Genomic DNA, 18626 nt, shown 5'->3' on the forward strand with positions numbered 1-18626 from the left:
CGGTCCGCACAGTGATGATCCAAGGATGGAGACCATGAACCCGCCCGACGTCGACCGCATGGCGCGCCTCGATACTGAGTTCCGGGCGGCGTCGGGGCTCACCGACCGCCGCTTCTACAAGATCTTCTACTCGGCGATTGCCCCCGCACCGCTTCTTGTCATTGGGTTTAACCCGGGCGGAGAGACCGACGGTACTGACCTGAACGCCTCGGAGTCGTTCTACGAGAATTGGGAGCACGACTACGTCGACTTCCGCAGCTACGGCAATGCGTACAAGCTCGCCGGCCGCGCCTATGACACGCTTGTGGAGGTACTCCAGACTTCGTCCGACGACGTCATCCGGCGCATCCCGGCTACGAACGTCATCTTCCGGCGCTCGCGACGTTCCTCGGATCTCAACCTCACGACGCGTGCCGCGGCGCACGAGAGTGGACCCGTACTTGCCGAGATCCTGCGCGCTGTCGACCCGGTGGCGATCCTCATCATCGGCTCGACGGCGTTCGACGCATTTGTTGTCGAACACTGCGTGCGGGGCTCCCTCGTCGTGAATGCGCAGCCGCCGGAACTCTTCAAGCCGAACGGGGCATCCGACGCCTGCATGTTTCGCTCCGCGCGCGCCCACGTCGCCGCGCTCGGACGCGACACCCCTCTCCTCATGGTCGGTCACCTCTCGAAGTACTACGCCCGCCACGGCGTCTGGCGTGATGTCATCGCCTCGCTCCGCGACGAGCTGGTACGCCTCGGAGTCTCACCGCTGGGAGGCGGCGACCGCGATGAGGTTGCCCGCCCGACGCTCGCGCTGACGGCGGGGGCCGCCGACGCAGCCACGCCGAGTAACCCGCAGCCCGTGCCCGCGCCTCCAGCCGACGCCGCGCCGCGGTTGCCCGTCGCGGCGTCGTCGACGCCCATGTCTCAGGTCCGTCAGTCCGAAGTTGGAACGCTCCGCGCCGTGTGTGCCCTTCTCCGGCTCGCCCTCGAGGAACCCGACGCTCCCTATCCAGGCCGCGGCAAAGTCGTCCGCCTCGCCGGCGACCGACGGGTCTACATCAACGCAGGGCACGTCGACGTCAAGGCACCCGCCCACGAGATCGCAGCCTGGGACGCCGACGGCCTCGGCAACACCAGGCCCGACAACGCCCTCTACCTCCGCGTCATGCTCGATTCGAACGGCAACCCGCTCACGCCCAAGCCACCGTCATGATTTACCGCACTCGGCGCGTGGTCATACCAATCACGACGTAGACCTGGCTCGCCAAGGGACTTGACCATTCCCGCGGACCACTCCACGATGCAGACCCCTCGCGCCGCCAACGCCGGCGACGAGGGGCTTCCGACACCTGCTTCTGACATCGGGGACAACCGTTCCGTACATTGACCGGACCTGGCCAGACCAGCCCGACCGGGCAAAGTACGACGCTCAGCAGCGGTCAATCTGCCATGCATCTCGACACTTTCTCGTGGATGCTGGCCAACGCGAGGTGCGCTGTGCTTGGTCCACGTAGAACGCCTTGGCGCAGGTCCGCACCGCGCCAGTTTCCCACTGACCTACGGGGCCATGCGTGGAACCATCTTCGAGGATTCGGACAAGAAGGTGCGATGACCGTCCTCTCACTCAGTGTCCGCATGCAGGTCACCGCCATGCCGCGCGGACAACTTCGATGAGTCCCTACACCGCTGAGGGCGTGGGTTCGCGTTGGCTGTGTGCCGTTGGACCGTAGCGGCGATCGAACGATTACTCGCCTTAGCGCCGGTCGGGCGACCTCGTTTCGCCACTGGACACTGTCCAGAAGTGCACAAGCGAGCTCGCACCTCTTCGAACGTCCGGACCTAAACGGGGGATCCTTACGCTCAAACCGCGACAGGCACAGGCGCGCTGAACCGGACCGCCAGCTGGAATCACGACCTGGGGCGCTCCCACACTGCTAGGGAGCATCCGGATGTACCTCGCCGGTGGATACGGATGCGCATGGGCCAAGTAGAAGAGCGGACACCGCTCCACCGAGGGTCTCAGGTCTGGCCACCTTGTCGCACACAACCATGGGCAGAGGGGTCAAGGCTCGCGGTGTGCGTCAGGCCGACACCCCGTCCGAGATACCCAGTCGACGATCCGCTGGCGCGCGATCGCGAAGCGCTCGTGCCAGTTCAGTGGCGCATCTGCGACGGCACTTGCGGAGAATGCGCCCTGCCATGCCAGCTGCAGCGCGGACAGCTCCTCAATGAGTTCCCCATGCTGGCTCCAGCACGGAGGCACGACGCGGTGGTCGAGGCGGTAGCGCTCAGCAAGCCAGGTCACCCACAGGTCGAGGTCTTCGAGCAGGAGCTCCTGGTCTGCTGGCGTGAATGCGGACCAGACGACCGGGGTGGGTGGTCCGATCGGCGCCATGAGCACCCGCTTGGGGAAGAACGCCTGATTCTGCGCCGTCTGTCGGCGTCGGGGGCGGGTCATCGGATCAACGTTCCTTGCGCGAGGAGGCTCACGGCGTCGAGGTACGACTGGCGTGCACTGGTGGGCAGGTGTTGGGGTCGTTGTTGGTCGAGGTGAGTGATCGTGGCGGTGATCTCCGCGAGCCAGGCTGCTCGCGCGTTCGGGTCGCGTGGTTCGGGTCCGAGGCGGTCGAGCCAGGTCGGATGGTCGTCGAGTACGGCGCTGGTCAGAGCTGCGGCGCGTTGAGCGATGAGCTCATCGATCGTGGTGATCAGGGAGATGCCGTCTTCGTCGAGGCCCTCGCTGCTCCGGGTGATGGGCACGTCTCGCGGCTGCTCGGCGTGGGCGCGGAGCCACCTGGTTGCCTCGCTCGTCAACTCGGCGATGGTGCCGTACTCGCCAGTCGCGTCAACGATCTCGCGCATGACCGTTGTGGTCTGCGGGGTGAGGGTGGCGATGCGGTCCAAGGTCGTGAACAGGCCAGTCGCCTCGACGGATGCCAGGTCTTGCACGGCGCGGTCGTCCAGTCCGGCACGGGTCAACGCTGCGGTCCACCGGGTGCGGGACGCCTCGGCGAGCAGGGTGCGTCGGATTGGCTCGAGGCGGTGCATTGACCCGGCTGCGTTCTGCTCGGTGGCGATCTGCGCGGTGGCGGACTGCTCGGCGTTCGGTGTGGCGATGATCGTGGCTAGGACCTCGTGGCCGGCGCTGCTGGTCGGGACGTCAGGTAGGTCGTCGCACTCGGGGTCGACGGCGTCGAGTGCGACGTAGACGTGGTTGGCGTGTCGCCCGCGGGACATGGCGACGTAGAGGTTCTCGCGGGCCATGCCAGGGTGGGCCAGCACATGCGCCCGGTCCACCGTCGTGCCCTGGGCGCGGTGGGTGGTGGACGCGTAGCCGAGCTCGATGTCGTGGGCGACGTAGTGCGACGGCAGCAGGATTGAGACAGGTGCGGTGCCTGTGGCGGATCGCGTCCGCGTCGCAGAGATCGACCCGTCGGGGTAGGTCAGGGTGACGGTCCAGAGGTCCCCATTGCGCACGTAGGCGTGGGGGCCAGCTCCGTCGGGATGAAGGGTGCGGTCGTTGCGGCGGGTCACGATCCGGTCCCCCGGCCCTATCTGTTCCCCGGCCACAGTTGTCACCCCGGCTGGTGCGACGAGCCCGTCGGCGACGCGGTCTCGGTGGGCGCGGGCGTTCAGCGCCACCACGGTTCGGGCGTCGGGGGCGAGCAGGATCGCGTCGGCGCCGTCGTCGATGTCGGCGGCCCAGGCGGCGTAGGCGTCCTCGAGCATCGCTTCTGCCGCACCGGCGTGCACCCGGTCGTGCTCGATGTACTCGCCTAGGACGGTGGGGTCGCCGTCGCGCAGCCCGAGGCTGGCCATGGCCTCCCAAGGGTGGCTGAATCGCCACAGGGAGGTAAGTCGGGCGGGTCTGGTGCGCTCGGCGAGCAGCGCGAACGCGCCGCCGGCCTCGACGGCGGAGAGCTGCCCGTGGTCACCGACCAGCAGCACCTTGGCCCCGGCCAGTCCCGACTGGGTGACGATCGAGTCCAGGGTGAGTGTTCCGGCCAGGGATGCTTCGTCGACGATCACGAGTTGCCCGGACCGCATCGCCCATCGCGCTTCCTGCCGGTCCAACCCGGTCAACGCGGTCTCGATCGTGCGCACCGCTCGAATGTCCCCCCGTCGCGCGGCGAGTGCTCGGGCACTGGCCAGCCGTGCGCGGATGAGGTTGCGCCGCTGGGCGCCCTTTCCGGTCGACTCGAAGTTCCATTTGGCTGTGTTCTCGCACGTGATCCCCAACGCTCGAGCTAGCTCGGCCGCGGCCGCCGCCGACGGCGCCAGCCCGATCACCGATCCGCGTCCGTAGGTGTGTTCCCAAGCTCGGCGAACGCCGCGCAGGGTGGTCGTCTTGCCTGACCCCGCGGGCCCGACGAGCACGTCCATGCGACGCCCGGAGGTCACGACGTGCCGCACGACCTCGACCTGATCCGACGCAAGCATCGTCCGATGCTCACCAGCGGCGGCGACAAGTGCGGCAGGCGAGGTCACCGGTGCGTCCAGAAAGCTGGCCGAGTCCAGGAGCCGGGCCTCGGCGGCCAGGACTTGGCGATTGGTGAACCGTTCCTCGTCAGGACGGTCAAACACCGACGACCCATTGGGCCGCTCATAGGTCGGTCCCGGAACGAACAACGCTGGTGGTGCGGTCGTACTTGCTCCCGCCAAGACCGTGGTTGTGACGACGTCGAGAAGCGCCAGCCGGTCGTTCGGGCTGGCCATGACGAACCCACGGGTGACCCGGGCGGCCTCGGCCAGCACGTTCCACCGCGTCCACGTTGAGCGCCGCTCCATCACTCCCGCCAGCACGACCTCGGCCAAGTTCTCAATCACGGCCGCTGGCACCGCGTCCGCGCGCAGCGGCACCGCTCGTCCGCGGGCCAGGACCGTCTCAGTGAGCTCCTGCGGTGACCGGCCGGTCAGAACCGATGCTCGTCGACGCCAAGCCGACAGAAGCTCGCCGAGCGGGCGGACGTGCTTGGCCGGTCGGGTCGCCCGGGTCACCGTCTGGCGCAGCCTGGTGATCTCGACCCGGTTCGGGGTGCGTCCGTGGGCCCCAGCGAACCTGGCGACCTCGTCGGTCATCGCCTCATCGATCCGGGTCGAACGCGAGGAGAACTCCCCCATCAGCGCATCGCCGATGCCCTCGACCTCCAGGCGCGGGCTGCGCCGCTCACCGCGGTGCCGCCACCCCCACCGCACGGGCAGCCGCCGGGCGAGCTCGTCGGCCATCAATGCGTCGTAGACCTCGGAGATCGCCACCGTCGCGTGGTGCAGTGCCCGCGAGTCCAGCGACCGCCACGCGCCATCAAGACCCTGCACCTTGTTCGCGACCACCAGGTGGGTGTGCAGGTTCGGATCGCCCGCCCGGGAATCCCAGTGGTCGAATGCGACCGCGACCGCACCGCGGGTGCGCTCCTGGCGGCACCCGGCATGCCCGGTCCGCGTGAACACGGCGCGGTCCTCCAAAAACGCCAACGTCTGACCCACGGCCGCGCGATGCGCCCCAAGAACCGTCGCCTGTGTGCGGTCATCGGCCACCGCCCAAAGGGCAGAGACGGACTTCGGCGGCGTGAAGGTCAGATCGAACCCCGCCACCGCCTTCGGTGCACCTCGCGCGAGCTCGACCCGAGTGATCACCGCGACCGCCGAATGCCTTTCCGCCGCGTCCATCTCCGGCGGAAGTGCTCGCACCTGCGCTTCGACACGCATCGCGACAGGCTCACAGCCTGGATAGACCCGCCCGAGCGGACCACCGGTCAGCGGATCGCAGCCCCGACCGAACAACCGAGCCATCGGCTCCTGCTCCACCTGCGCACCCACTGCGAGCTCGACCGCTTCGCCCCCCCCGACACCTGCCAGGCCCGAGCCGAGCCACCGACCAGGCGGGTTCCCCGACTCGGTGTAGTACGCCGTCAACGACGTCGCACCGGCGCGATCGCAGTCGCCGGTCGCGGTGTGCCGCAGCAGGTACTGGTAGCCGGCGCCGGCGGTCAGCCGGTGCAACGTCATCACCATCGCGTCGACCGCGCCGACGCCCGTGCCCTGTCGCTCATGCGTAGTAGTGCGCCGGAGAACGTGTAACACGCGATCTGAACCTCGCGTGATCAATCCGGTGGTGCCAGAGGTGTCATGGCCCTCGTCCGTCCCGACGACCCCGGTCGAAACCGACCTCGCGTCTTACACACCGTCGGGCGCACTTACTCCTGTGACCGCGCTTCATCCACACATCCGGCCGATCGATCACGAGGGTCGGGGCACGGTGGATGAATCGGGCAGGGCGACGAGAAAGGCAGCAGCGATGAGCACGACATGGGACACCCCGGCCGCGGCACTCATCGAGCATGTTGCGGACGGGTGGGAAGGGCTGTGGTCGCTTCTCTACGCGGCCAGCCACGCCACCGTGAAGCTGAGCCTGAGCGTCCCGTTGACCGCCAGCCTCGACCTGACGTTCGCGGCCATGGACATCCGCGAAGCTCGCGACGAGCTCGAATGGCTACGCGAACACCTCACCACCGGCGCGGTCGCCGTCGACCTCGGCCCACTTCGCCCCACCGACCAACACGTCGACGCCCGCCAAATCCTCGGCCGGCTCACCGACGCGATCCTGCAGCGCACCTACTCGCTCATCGACGCCGGCACCACCCCCGCCGAGACCGCCTGTCTTCGCCGCGTCGCCGGGAAGGTCTACACGGCACGCACCGCCATCCTGGGGCCACTGTCGTGACGACCTACGGCGACCTCGTCGGCCAGGCAGCCGCCGACCTACACACCGGATTCCTGCAGTTCATGATCAACGGGTTCGACTCACCCGACCACGCGCGCAACGTCATCGGCGCCTACTACGACACGCTGTGCACCCTACGGTCACACACCTGGACTCTGATCGACCCTCAGCACGTCCGAACGAACCTCCTGATCGAACAGGCCGACGCGCCGGACGACATCGACCGGACCGCGGCAGGAGTGTTCACCTCCATCCAAGCGATTAACCCGCGCCGGATCGAGGCCCCCTACCCCGACTTCGACTTCACCCACCCCTGGCTCGACGCCAACCAAAAACTGAATGCCGCCGCGGACCTGCTCGCGACCCACATCGGCCCGCACCTTTCTCCGCGTAGCGAATACGCCCGACTCGTCCTAGAGGACGAACGCCGCCAGTCAGCGCTAGCGACGGTCGCCGAACTGACCGAGCTCCAGCTCGCCGCGCAGCAACCCCTCGGCCACCGCGCGATCCAAGCCGGCATCCCCTGGACGACCCTGCACGACTGGCTTCCCGGAATCCAGGAACCTTTGCGCCGCGCAAGGCAGCTCCGCCAGCTCGTCGACACGACAACCCCCGGCCACGGACTGTGGGACATCCCGCTCAACCAGCACACCGTGCGCGTCGGCCAACCCATCGACGAACTCACCGACCGTCTCGCACGACTGCGGCACGCAGCCTGGTCACTGAGCACCCACCCCGAGCACGCTATGGCCACCCTGCGGGACCTGGCCGGCCTGGGTGTCGCCGTGCACGCTCACGCCGCCACGCTCTACGGCATCGACGTGACGGCCCGCTCAAGCCGAACCGAGCCGCGCCTCGAGGACGTCACCGTCGACGTCTCCCCGGCACCCGTCGACACCAACTGGATCCGCGCCGGCGGACGAGCGTGGCAAGACGTCGGCGCCGACCTGCACCGCTACCTCGCCCCCGCTGCACCGGATCCCGGCATCCGTGAAGACGTCATGGAAGTGCGCCGACTGCTCAACGACCTCCTGCCACTGCAGACACCGATCCGACTCACGGGCTTTCACGACGCGGTCACACGTCGCCTCGCCGCGGTGGTGAACGGCGCCGTTGCCAGCATGGCCCGAGTCGCCGAGTGGAACGCAACCACCTTCTCCGCGATGGCCAGATCCGGGGCCGTGCAAGTCCGCATCAGCGACATCACCCGCGACGAGATCACCGACAACCCAGAACTCGCTGCGACGAAACTTCAACTTCCGCCGGCCACGCGAGTCGATATCCCGTCCGGTACTAGCGCCAGCACCGTTGCCCTTTATCGGGCCATCCAAGCCGCCACGGCCAGGCCCACGTCGACTCGGCCCGCGCCAGCGCAACCTCCCGTCGAGCACCGTCCAACGCTCGCTCGTTCATAGCTCCGCGGTGGCCGGCCGGACTCAGATCCGACGAACCAGTCCTGCAACGCAGCTGTCGGCACTCATGTCGTCGCCCGCTGATCTCATAACTCTGTTGTCTAGTCGAGGTAGCGGCTTCCGCCGCGCCAGTCATTGTCGTCGTCCGTCGATTCACCCAGGTACTCGTCGTGATTCTGACCGTACGATGCGATCCCCCATCCTGCGCGCGATTGATTCGAGAAGCGGAGATCGTCGGCGTCGGTTGGTGCGCCGTACGGCAGATCAGGATCGCTAGCAGTCTCGAACGGCGTGCCGCGCTGGCCGGTCTTCGACGAAGGCATGTCCGGTGCGATCGATCGGAGTCTCGGCATCGGCAGACGCCGACGCTCGCCACTCGGGACCGAGCCGAGCTCAGCGCGAAGCTCTTCGATTAGCGCTTTGGTGCACGCGGAGCACGGTGACAGGCGGGAGCGATAAGCGGTGACCGCCGAGCAGGTCTCCGTAGCCAGGTATCGCCCGCGGATGCTGCGGCGGCCGGCCGAACAGTCACGGACGGTGTGGAAGGCTTCCTCGCCCCGAAACACGTAGACCATCGTCGTTGCGCCTCGTATCGACTCCTGGGCTACTGCATTACGTCCCGCCCGCCGTGCGGACGGTAGTGGGGTCGTACCTGGCGTAGGGGTCGCACTCGAGCGCGCGACAATGGCTGGTTCGGACCACAGGTCCATCCAGACGGTGCGATGTGGCCCGGCGTGGCCCTCTCGATCGGTGCATGGGATCAAGAGACCGTCACGGAGGAAGCCTGACGAACACCCGCCGATCGGCCGAGTTGCTGGGGGCGCCGGCACAAGTAATTCCGGCTCTCCGATCGGCGGGGCGACGGCCCGTGATCCGCCGCCGGCCTCCAGAATGTCGCGGAAGCGACGGGCAACACGGCGTTCGACCGCGGTCCCATCCGCGAGCTCGGTCATGAGGGTGAGAATCGCCCGCCGCAGCGCAATTAGCTCCCGTGCTGCCGCAGGGGGTGCGTCCCGGCGGGTATTGCGTCGGTCCGTGCCCTGGCTGCCCGAGTCGCTCGCGGTCCGCACTTCCTGCACCATCCCGAGTAGTCGTGCCCGTCCTCACCGGACTTCTCTCGATCTCGGCATTGACCAGGCCGGTCTTGAGCGAGATCCGATCGTGACTTGCTCGACGCAATCGCCCCTGGCCTGCGGATCAGGCTCGCCGAGGGTGAGACTCGCGCAGGATGCCGCGACAACTGCCTAGACGGTCCGCTCGCCGGTATGGTCATGAGAGGTTCTGATGCACGTCAGAGCCGTTAAACGTAGTTTCTGGGGGAAAGCGAAGTGGCGTGCCTCTGAAGGCCGTAGGCGGCGGGTCCAGCGCTGTCGCATCATCTGCCCATGCTGCCTGCTCACGTTTCCGCGGTACCGACCCCCTAATCACTGGACTAACCCGCCGCCACCTAGCCGAGGCTGTCGGCTTCCGAGACAACTCTGGCGGCATCCCGCAGGCACGGTGGATGCGCGCGATGACGTTCGAGCGCCTGGTCCGCCACGAGAACTTCGCGAGCCGTGTCGCCACCCGGACCGTCGGCGATCTTGGACTGAAGCGACCCGACGAGGTCATCACTGTCGACGCCCACGTCAGCGTCGACACGACGGCGCACCTCCTCGCCGAAGCGCACACCCGCGCCACCGCCAAGAACCATGTAACGCTGCTGTACCAGCTCGCGGTCCCGTTCGTCGGCTTCGAGAACACTCGCGCGACCGACGTGAAGCCCGACTTCGCCGTCGTCGCCCCGAAGGCAGATGCACCCGGTTCCTGGCTGATCATGGGCGACGCCAAGGACTACGAGCGTGTCCGCTCCCGCATCGACGACTCTCGAATGCTCAAGGGGTTCCTTCAGGTCGCAGTTGGCGCCGCGTCCGCCCGCAGCTGGTCGAAGCTCCCTGACGGCATGAACGTTCACCACTACGGCGTCCTGGCGGTCCCCCGGAACTCGTTCCTGCAACCCGAACCAGTGATCGAGCACCTTCACGACTACCAGGAGGAGGTACTGCTCCGGATCGAGGAACGCCTCCGCGAGGCCGAGGAGACCTCATACGAGGCTGCCACCGACCCGGTCAAAGAACTGGTCGCCCACCTGGAGGCGACGTTCGATCCGACCGCCTGCACCACCTGCACCCTCTTCTCGTACTGCCGGTCCGAGCTGCGTCGCTCGACTAATCCCGCCGATCTGCTGATCGAGCTGGGGCTGAGCCGCGACCTGCGCCGCCAGGCGCTCGGTTTGGTCGACGGCACCACCAAGCTTGGCCGCGTCCCCGCCTCGGTCGCGGCGAACATCAGCGCGACGCTCGACGGCGTTGCCAAGCCGACGGGTCAGCGTCGTGTCGACCAAGCGGGTGCCCCCGGCACCGTGAACCTCGTCCTCGCCAAGTCCGACGCCGCGGCACTCGGAGTCCACGGGATCGGCATCCAGCGGGTGTCCGACGACGGCCGCGGCACGTGGGAGTTCCACGTGTACGAGGATCCGCAGTCCCCGGATACCCGACGCGACGTCATGCGCCGCGTCGGCCGTGCGGTCAACGCCGCGATGCGTGATCGACGTCAGGCCGCAGCTGATGGACAGGTGCCCGACGCCGTCCACCTCGTCGTCCCCGACTCGACAACGGCAGACGTGCTGGCGTCGATCGCCGACAACCTCGCGGGCATCGAGATCAGCCGCCTGGGGTGGCAGCGCGACAAGGAGATGGGCCGACCCGCTCTAACATTCGACGGCGAACCCGCGAACGTCCCGCAGAGGATCAGCGAGACCGAGCGCACGGCCATCGCATTGCTCCTCGAAGACGACCGAGCCCGCGCCTTCTCGCTGCGCGACCCGGTGATCGACGTGCGCACTGTTCTGGCCAGACACATCGTTGCCGGTGGTCCCCCCAGCAGCGCGGGCCGTCTCGACTACCTCGTCGGATGGGCAGAGGCCGATCCCGGAACATCGCTAAACCACCGCGAGTTCGCTGACGCCATTGAGCAGAGCGAGCACACGCCGGGTGCTCGGCTCACGAACCGGAAGTCGGACGAGCTCCACCAGGCCCTCGTAGGCGAGCGCGGCCGAGCGCCCGGCGGTGGCGCCGCTGACCCGGCGGCGTACCAGGCCGTCACGGCGGAGGAACTCGAGTACAAGGCAGACATCCTCAGCCGCGCGATCGATGTCCTTAACGGGTTGCCTGACTCGAAGCTTCGCCCTGCATACCGCGCGATCGAATCCGACGCGCAGGTGGTCTGGCGGCGACGGCTCGAGCTCCACGCCTCTGACCTCGTGCGCTTCGGCCGCACGTACCGGCACTGGCGCAATGGCCTGGTCCCGATGATCGAGAGCGACAAGACGACTGCCACTCACCTTCTCGCGCTCGCGAACCCGCAGGCAGCACACGACCTCGCCACCGACGCAGGCAATCGGTTCGTCGCGTTCGCGGAGGTTGTCTCTCTCGAGCCACTGATCATCGACGTCGACTCCCGTCGCATCGCAGACGAGTCGCGCATCGTACTGCTCACGCTCAACGACCAGACCGTCGTCGACGCACCCACGACCAACGTCGACACGGCCCCGAAGGGTGCGTTCAAGATCGATGGCCTCGCGATCGGACAACTACAGCGCACCGGCGTCGACGAGACAGCGCCCGAGACCCACCTGATCTGGACCCCTCAGGTCCGGCCGCCACTCGGTGTCGGCGACGCGCTAGTGATCGCCGACTTCTCATGGTTCTCGAAGCTGAAGGGCAACCGATACCTCAGCGTCGACAAGCCCAAGCCCGACCAAACCTGGGCACCCAAGATCGACTGTGATCAGAACTCGTATGAGGAAGCGCCGGCCAGCCACCAGTGGTGCTGCCGATCGCACGAGAGCCGCGAGGCCGGGTGGTCTGACCAGCTCGCCGCACGCCGTGCACGCGGCGAGCTCAACCCCCAGACGTGGCCTCCGGTCCGCGACGGTGACGCCTTCGAGGTTTCTCCCGCGGGCGCGGCCACCGGCAATCCGTATGAAGGCGTGCAGTCCGTAGCACCTGGCGACCAGACGATCGACGACCTCGAGTGACCATGGACCAGGCCGCCTCCGATCACTTCGACCCTCCCGTCCGGTTCGAGACCAGCGACGCCCACCACGAGCTGGCGGCTGCCCTCAACGCCCGCGTCGCCGACGACGCCTCCAACGAACTGCATGACATTCTCTCCGGCGTCTCGCCCATACAGCGGATCCTGCTCAAGGCCGCCGCGGGCGCGGGTAAGTCGTACGCGATCAAGCGCCTCGTCGCCGAGGCCGCCGCACACCCAAACTGCGCCCGCGTCGCAATCACGGCGTTCAAGAACCGGCAGGTGTGGCCGCTCACGGTGGCGCTCGGGAAAGCTCTCGGCAAAGAGTCCGTGTGCCTGCTCGCGAGCAAGGACGCTTGGGCGGACGTCCCCGACGACGCCCACGAGCACGCCACGGTCGTGACGACGACGAGCCAGATCCCGGCCCTAGCCACGGTGGTGCTTGCGACGGTCTCCCGCCTCTCGTTCGAACGCACCCGGTTCCGTGACCACCTCGGCGCCGGCGCCAACGGCACAGCGCCATTCGACGTCCTCTTCGTTGACGAAGCCTGGGAGATCGCCCACCACCTGTTCGACCAGGTCACCTGGCTCGCCCCGACGTGGGTCGGCGTCGGCGACGTCGGCCAGCTTCCCCCACTCGAGATAGGCGAGAACCCCTGGCGGGGCGACCCGGGATACAACCCGTACCGCGCCTGGCCGACCGACTACAACGACGACCCGCGCACTTGGACACGAGAGCTGCCGTCCGTATGGCGCCCCGCGGCTGGGCACCTGGGGCTGTGGCGCGCCTTCTACCCTGAGTGGAGCTCGCTCGACTGCGTCACCGCACCGGGCGACCGACGAATCGACCTCGGTACCATGGACGGACCCGTCGCAGAAATCTGGCGCCAGGTCGGGAGCGGCGTGCCCACTCTCCTCGAGGTCGACGGGCTCCCGGAACCCGAGGCCGCCGACGTCGATCTCCCCCTCACCCGGTTCGTCGAGGAACTCCTAGACGAGTTCTTCGCAGCGTCACCAGCCCTCGTCGAGGCCGTTTACGACGAGGAAGTCCCTGGGCGGGCGGCAGGAACTTGGACCGAGAAACGACCTGGCGGTGACCACGCCGATCCCTTGATCGCGATCCTCGCGACCCGCAACCAATCCGTCGACGACGCTGAGGACGCCGTCGAACGCCTACGCGAGAAGTACGACCTGACTGAGCACGACCTTGTCGCCTCAACGGTCGACAAATGGCAAGGCCAGACCAACGGCATCACGATCGCCGTCCACCCGCTCAACGGCGCCGCTGAGCTCGACGCGTTCAACTCGGCCTTCGGACGGCTGGCCGTCGCATGTACGCGAGCCACTCACGGCCTTCTCATGGTCGCCCGCCCAGGCCTTGACGACCTCCTCGGCGAGGCGCCCGCGCGACCGGGAACGCCGTTCGGCGAACCCGGCAATCGGCAGCTTCCTCGACAGACCCACCAACGCATTCTCGCCACCTTTGCCCGCGGCCGAATTGACGTGTCTGACGACTGAAGAGCCAACTTAGGCGGCTGCCCGTCCGCACCGTAAATGGCAGGATCTTCTGCAATACTCGCCCCCGCTACCAAAGCACTCCGACAAGGAAGTTCCGTGTCCCGCATAAACGACCTCCTGAGACGACTCGAGAACAACGACCCAGGCTTGGCGAAGGACCTTCGCCGCGAGGTGGACGCTCTCGCCGATCGCCGCTCCTTCGGCCTCAACTTCGAGCGGCATGTCCCGGAAGCGGTCGAGCTCCCCGGTCGACCGGTGCGCAAGGGTGACAAGGTCCGGATCCTGCCCCCGCGCGGCCATCGGCCGAACGACAGCGATCAGCGCCTGTGGCGCGTGACGGACATCGCCAAGGACGAAGTCGGTGCTCGGCTCGCAACCATCGAGCTCATCGATGGCGATGAACTCAGCGACGCCGATGTCGACGACCTCGTCGTCGTCGCCGAGTTCCGCGACCCCATCTACCCCGGCCTCCTCTCGACAGGCACGGTCGAGCGCGGGGGGGACAAGCCGTTCCACACGGTTATTAATGCCGAGAACTTCCACGCGCTCCAAACGCTGCTCTTCGCACACCGCGGCAAGGTCGACTGCATCTACATCGATCCCCCATACAACACCGGCGCGAAGGACTGGAAGTACAACAACGACTACGTCGAAGGCGACGATCTGTACCGCCATTCGAAATGGTTGGCATTCATGGAGCGACGACTCGACCTTGCAAAGGATCTTCTCAACCCGAATGACGGAATTCTGATCGTCACGATTGACGAGAAGGAGTATCTCAGGCTCGGACTTCTGCTCGAGCAGATGTTTCCCGAAGCATCGATCCAGATGGTCTCCAATGTCATAAATCGAGCCGGGTCGCCCCGCGCGGGCCGATTCTCGCGAGTTGATGAATACATCTTCTATGTGCTAATGGGCGACGCCAAGATTACCCCTTGGACCTCGACGATGCTATCCGATGGTTCGGAGGTTTCGACGACCACCATTCCGACCGTCTGGTTTACCGCAGTAAGGCGAGGATCGGGGGCATCGCGCGAGGAGTCGAAGAACCTTTTCTACCCTCTGGTAATCGACAGAAGCACGGGCAGGTATATTCGTGTTGGGGACCCAATTCCCCGAAACGTTGATCGGAACACGATTCCGTTCGGCCCGGGCGAACTGCCGATCTGGCCCCTCGCAACCGACGGCAGAGAAAACCGCTGGCGATTCTCCGCCGAGCTCATGCGGAAGTACTTCGCGGACGGCACGGCACGCCTGGGTAAACGTGACCCCGCGACCGGGCTGCGCCCCGTGACATACCTGCAGCCAGGAACCATCACGAACATCGAGAACGGGACCTTTGTAGTAGAAGGCAGGACGCCCGAAGGTGCAGTTGAACTGACGATGGCTGCCGGTGGCGCGAAAACGGTTGCGCCACGCTCCGTTTGGAGCCAAACGAGCCACTTTGCGCGCGACCACGGGTCTCACCTTATCAACTCTCTGTTGGGCGGCAAACGATTCGATTTTCCGAAGTCCTTATATGCTGTCGAAGATTCCCTGAGATTCGCAGTCGGCAACAAGCGTGACGCCTTGGTGGTGGACTTCTTTGCCGGATCGGGCACCACGGCGCACGCCGTCCTCCGCCTTAACAAGCAGGATGGCGGTCGAAGGCGTTCAATTTCGATCACCAACAACGAGGTATCCGCCGACGAGCAAGTCGCGCTTCGCGCTAAGGGGCACAGACCGGGCGACCCCGAATGGGAGCGGTTGGGAATCTGCGACTATGCGACGAAGCCGCGCATTCGGGCAGCGATCGAGGGAGTAACCCCAGGCGGCATTCCGATCGCGGGCGACTATAAGTTCACGGACGAGTTCCCGATTGCGGATGGATTTGATGCCAATGCGGAGTTCTTCACACTTACCTACGAATCGCCACTCCGCGTGGCGACGGATCGGGATTTCGACCGAATCGCGGCCATTCTGTGGCTTCGGGCAGGGTCGCAGGGGAGGCGTATCTCCGCGTCCGATCTGGAAGAGGGCTGGGCTGTCGTAGACCAATACGGGGTTATTCGCGATCTGAACCAAGCGGGCGCCTTCGTCGACGCAATGCGTAAGTCTGAGTCCGCGGCCGCGGCGTTCATCGTTACGGACGAAGACCGCCTTTTCGAGGCCGTGGTTCGGGAGTTGCCAGCACACGTGGAGCCGGTCCGCCTTTACGAGGCGTACCTACGAAACTTCGAGATCGAGACGGGTAGGAGCACGCGGTGAAGTTCACGCTCAAGGACTACCAGGAGGACGCGGTCGCGGATGTGCTGTCAGCTCTCGAGAGCGGCAAGACCGTCTGGGAGCGCGATGGCAAGGTCTCGTCACTCGCCTTAACCGCGGCTACCGGAGCAGGCAAGACCGTGATGGCGGCTGCCGCCATCGAGGCGCTCTTTTACGGCTCGGAGAAGTTTGAATTCGAGGCGGACCCCGGAGCGGTCGTCATCTGGTTCTCCGACGACCCGAACCTCAACGACCAGACTCGAACCCGTCTGATGGACGCCTCGGAGAAGTTTACGTCGTCGGACTTGGTGACGATCCAGCCTCCGTTCTCGCGACCGAAGCTCGACCCTGGCAAGGTGTACTTCCTCAATACGGGCAAACTCACCAAGAACTCCTTGCTGACGCGTGGCCACGTCGACGATGCCCTGAACCAGCTCGACGTGGTCGCGACACCCGACATGCAGGGGTACACGATCTGGGAAACGATCGCGAACACGATCCAGGACAAGGACCGGACGCTCTACCTCGTTCTGGACGAGGCGCACCGTGGGTTCAATCAGACCGTCACGCGTGATAAGCCGACGATCGTGCGTCGGCTCGTCCAGGGCCACGCCGGCTACCCCGCGATCCCCGTCGTCTGGGGAATCTCCGCGACGATCGAGCGCTTCGAGTCGGCAATGAAGGAGGCTGACGAGTCCAAGGCACGTCTTCGCTTCCAGCCCGTGAATGTAGACCCTGGCCGCGTCCAGGAGTCGGGCCTCGTGAAGGACGTAGTCAGCCTCAAGATCCCGAACGAGGCCGGCAACTTCGAATCTGCCCTGGTGAAGCTCGGCGCTCAGGAGCTCGTCGACTCGACTAGGCGTTGGGCCGACTACTCGCAAGCGCAGGCCCTCTCTGAGACTGTTGTTCCGCTGCTCGTGCTCCAGACACCAAACACGCCCGACCCGGACGACATCGGTCGTGCCCTCGACGCGATCGCCGAGGTGTACCCCGACCTCTATGGCCACAACGTCGCGCACGTATTTGGTGAACACTCAACGCAGCGGTTCGGCGCGTGGGAGGTCGACTGGATCGAGCCGCAGCGCGTTCAGGACGAGACCAAGATCCGTGTCCTCCTGGCAAAAGACGCCATTTCGACCGGCTGGGACTGCCCCCGCGCCGAGGTCATGGTGTCTTTCCGGCCCGCGCGTGAGAACACGCACATCACTCAGCTTCTCGGCCGCATGGTGCGCAACCCACTCGCACGCCGTGTCCCCGGCGACGAGCGCCTGAACGCCGTTGAGTGCATCTTGCCGTTCTTCGACCGGACCACTGCCGTTCAGGTCGTTCGGTACCTGACCGGGCACCTCGAGGAGATGCCGGGAACGGACACGAAGAAGGTTTTGCTCGACGGCAAGGCACTGTTGCCCAACCCGAGCATCCCGGAGGCTGTCTGGGATGTGTGGGACTCCCTACCCACGCAGACGATCCCAAAGCGGGGTGCGCGCCCGGTCAAGAGGCTCGTTTCCCTGGCGCACGAGCTCGCGGCCGACGGCGTCCGCCCCGGCGCCCTCGCCCAGGCTGAGTCCGAGATGCACGCGGTGTTGGACAGTTACGCCATCCGCTACCGGGACCTCTTCGATGCCGAGGTGTCCGAGGTTCTGCGCGTTGACGTCCAGGAGATCCAAGGGCGTGCCGGCTCGGCCAAGCTCTCCTACCGCGAGTTCTCGGTCCGAGCGGACGACCGCGCTATCCGCTCGGCCTTCGAGGACGCGAAGAAGGCATTCGGTGCCGACATCGCGCAGTCGTACGTCAACCACCTCGCTGGCGCGGACGACGAGGATGCGGATGATGACGGTCTCCGTGACGCGTTCGTGAAGGCCGCGGCGCTCGCCACCATCAAGGAGGTGCGGGAGAAGGTCGATCAGGAGGCCAACGAGCTCGTTTCGAGGTGGTTCGCCGAGCACCGCGTCGCGATCAAGTCCCTCCCGGACGTACGCCAGGCGCTTTACGAAGAGATCCGAGCGTTGGCCATCGATCCACAGCTTGGCAGCCTCGGGCGCCCACGCTCACGGATGGAGGACTTCGCCGAGATCGATGGACACGGGCAGCAGTCAATCGCACCAATCGAGCGCCTTCACCTCATGTCGGACGAACACGGGGAGTTCCCGCTGTCATCGCTCAACAACTGGGAGCGCCGCGTCGTCGCGGCCGAGCTCGCCCGATCCGGCATCGTCGGCTGGTACCGCAACCCGCCGCGAGGCGCGACGGACTCGTTGGCGATCGCCTACCGGAACGTGCAAGGAAACTGGGCATCCATGTACCCGGACTTTGTGTTCTTCCACGAGGTCAACGGCGTCGTGCGGGCGTCGATCGTCGACCCGCACGGCCATCACCTAGACGACGCCACGATCAAGCTCAAGGCGCTGGCGGACTTCGCCGAGACATTCGGTGCCGCGTTCCATCGCATCGAGGCCCTGTCCGCCAACCCAGATGCACCGCACTCGATGTACGTGCTCGACATGACCGATCCGGAGGTCCGCAACGAGGTCCGGAACGGGGTCAAGTCGGCGGTCGAGCTGTATCGGTCTGATCTGGCGATCGAGTTCGACGACGTCGACAAGCTCCATCACGGCGGGCGCAACCCGGAGTCCGGCGGCTTCTAGGACCGGAGCTGGTGGTGCGGTAGT

At 66.3% G+C, this 18626-nt stretch carries 12 protein-coding genes; 7 read left to right on the plus strand and 5 right to left on the minus strand.

The features are described from left to right. Positions 1–25 precede the first annotated feature (25 nt). On the plus strand, positions 26–1201 hold the full coding sequence (locus AC1DPN_RS16515; protein WP_477085863.1) for a hypothetical protein: 1176 nt from the start codon (positions 26–28) through the stop codon (positions 1199–1201). 849 nt (positions 1202–2050) lie between these two features. On the opposite strand, the gene AC1DPN_RS16520 is transcribed toward AC1DPN_RS16515, so the two are convergent. Both AC1DPN_RS16520 and mobF read right to left on the minus strand, forming a co-directional pair. Then, positions 2051–2446, minus strand: a complete 396-nt coding sequence (locus tag AC1DPN_RS16520) for a hypothetical protein (RefSeq protein ID WP_477085864.1) — start codon at positions 2444–2446, stop codon at positions 2051–2053. Beyond that, a complete protein-coding gene (mobF, locus tag AC1DPN_RS16525) occupies positions 2443–6000 on the minus strand; it encodes a MobF family relaxase (RefSeq protein WP_477086002.1) in 3558 nt (1185 codons plus the stop codon). Before mobF ends, AC1DPN_RS16520 begins: the two co-directional genes overlap by 4 nt. A gap of 190 nt (positions 6001–6190) precedes the next feature. On the opposite strand from mobF, the gene AC1DPN_RS16530 reads away from it, so the two are divergent. Both AC1DPN_RS16530 and AC1DPN_RS16535 read left to right on the plus strand, forming a co-directional pair. Next, positions 6191–6709 (plus strand): hypothetical protein, encoded by a 519-nt coding sequence (locus AC1DPN_RS16530; RefSeq protein ID WP_477085865.1) that lies wholly within the window; start codon positions 6191–6193, stop codon positions 6707–6709. Beyond that, on the plus strand, positions 6706–8124 hold the full coding sequence (locus tag AC1DPN_RS16535; protein ID WP_477085866.1) for a hypothetical protein: 1419 nt from the start codon (positions 6706–6708) through the stop codon (positions 8122–8124). The genes AC1DPN_RS16530 and AC1DPN_RS16535 overlap by 4 nt, the downstream gene beginning before the upstream one ends. A 98-nt stretch (positions 8125–8222) precedes the next feature. On the opposite strand, the gene AC1DPN_RS16540 is transcribed toward AC1DPN_RS16535, so the two are convergent. From AC1DPN_RS16540 to AC1DPN_RS16550, 3 genes are all read right to left on the minus strand, one after another. Beyond that, the gene (locus AC1DPN_RS16540; protein WP_477085867.1) at positions 8223–8444 is read right to left on the minus strand and encodes a hypothetical protein; all 222 of its coding nucleotides are present in this window, start codon (positions 8442–8444) and stop codon (positions 8223–8225) included. Positions 8445–9568: 1124 nt separating this feature from the next. Beyond that, positions 9569–10144 (minus strand): hypothetical protein, encoded by a 576-nt coding sequence (locus tag AC1DPN_RS16545; protein WP_477085868.1) that lies wholly within the window; start codon positions 10142–10144, stop codon positions 9569–9571. Between the two features lie 60 nt (positions 10145–10204). Then, a complete protein-coding gene (locus AC1DPN_RS16550; protein ID WP_477085869.1) occupies positions 10205–10753 on the minus strand; it encodes a hypothetical protein in 549 nt (182 codons plus the stop codon). 30 nt (positions 10754–10783) lie between these two features. On the opposite strand from AC1DPN_RS16550, the gene AC1DPN_RS16555 reads away from it, so the two are divergent. From AC1DPN_RS16555 to AC1DPN_RS16570, 4 genes are all read left to right on the plus strand, one after another. After that, positions 10784–12199: a hypothetical protein gene (locus AC1DPN_RS16555; RefSeq protein ID WP_477085870.1), complete on the plus strand. Its 1416-nt coding sequence runs from the start codon at positions 10784–10786 to the stop codon at positions 12197–12199. A 2-nt stretch (positions 12200–12201) separates the two neighbouring features. Continuing rightward, the gene (locus AC1DPN_RS16560; RefSeq protein ID WP_477085871.1) at positions 12202–13713 is read left to right on the plus strand and encodes a DEAD/DEAH box helicase family protein; all 1512 of its coding nucleotides are present in this window, start codon (positions 12202–12204) and stop codon (positions 13711–13713) included. Positions 13714–13860: 147 nt separating this feature from the next. Further along, positions 13861–15960: a site-specific DNA-methyltransferase gene (locus AC1DPN_RS16565; protein ID WP_477085872.1), complete on the plus strand. Its 2100-nt coding sequence runs from the start codon at positions 13861–13863 to the stop codon at positions 15958–15960. After that, on the plus strand, positions 15957–18602 hold the full coding sequence (locus AC1DPN_RS16570) for a DEAD/DEAH box helicase (RefSeq protein WP_477085873.1): 2646 nt from the start codon (positions 15957–15959) through the stop codon (positions 18600–18602). The genes AC1DPN_RS16565 and AC1DPN_RS16570 overlap by 4 nt, the downstream gene beginning before the upstream one ends. Positions 18603–18626 lie beyond the last annotated feature (24 nt).

The organism is Cellulomonas sp. P4_H4, from assembly GCF_056400865.1.

Coding starts and splice junctions, on each gene's coding strand:
- AC1DPN_RS16560 (WP_477085871.1), top strand. CDS start 12,202: ATGGACCAGGCCGCCTCCGATCACTTCGACCCTCCCGTCCGGTTCGAG.
- AC1DPN_RS16540 (WP_477085867.1), bottom strand. CDS start 8,444: ATGCCTTCGTCGAAGACCGGCCAGCGCGGCACGCCGTTCGAGACTGCT.
- mobF (WP_477086002.1), bottom strand. CDS start 6,000: ATGGTGATGACGTTGCACCGGCTGACCGCCGGCGCCGGCTACCAGTAC.
- AC1DPN_RS16515 (WP_477085863.1), top strand. CDS start 26: ATGGAGACCATGAACCCGCCCGACGTCGACCGCATGGCGCGCCTCGAT.
- AC1DPN_RS16520 (WP_477085864.1), bottom strand. CDS start 2,446: ATGACCCGCCCCCGACGCCGACAGACGGCGCAGAATCAGGCGTTCTTC.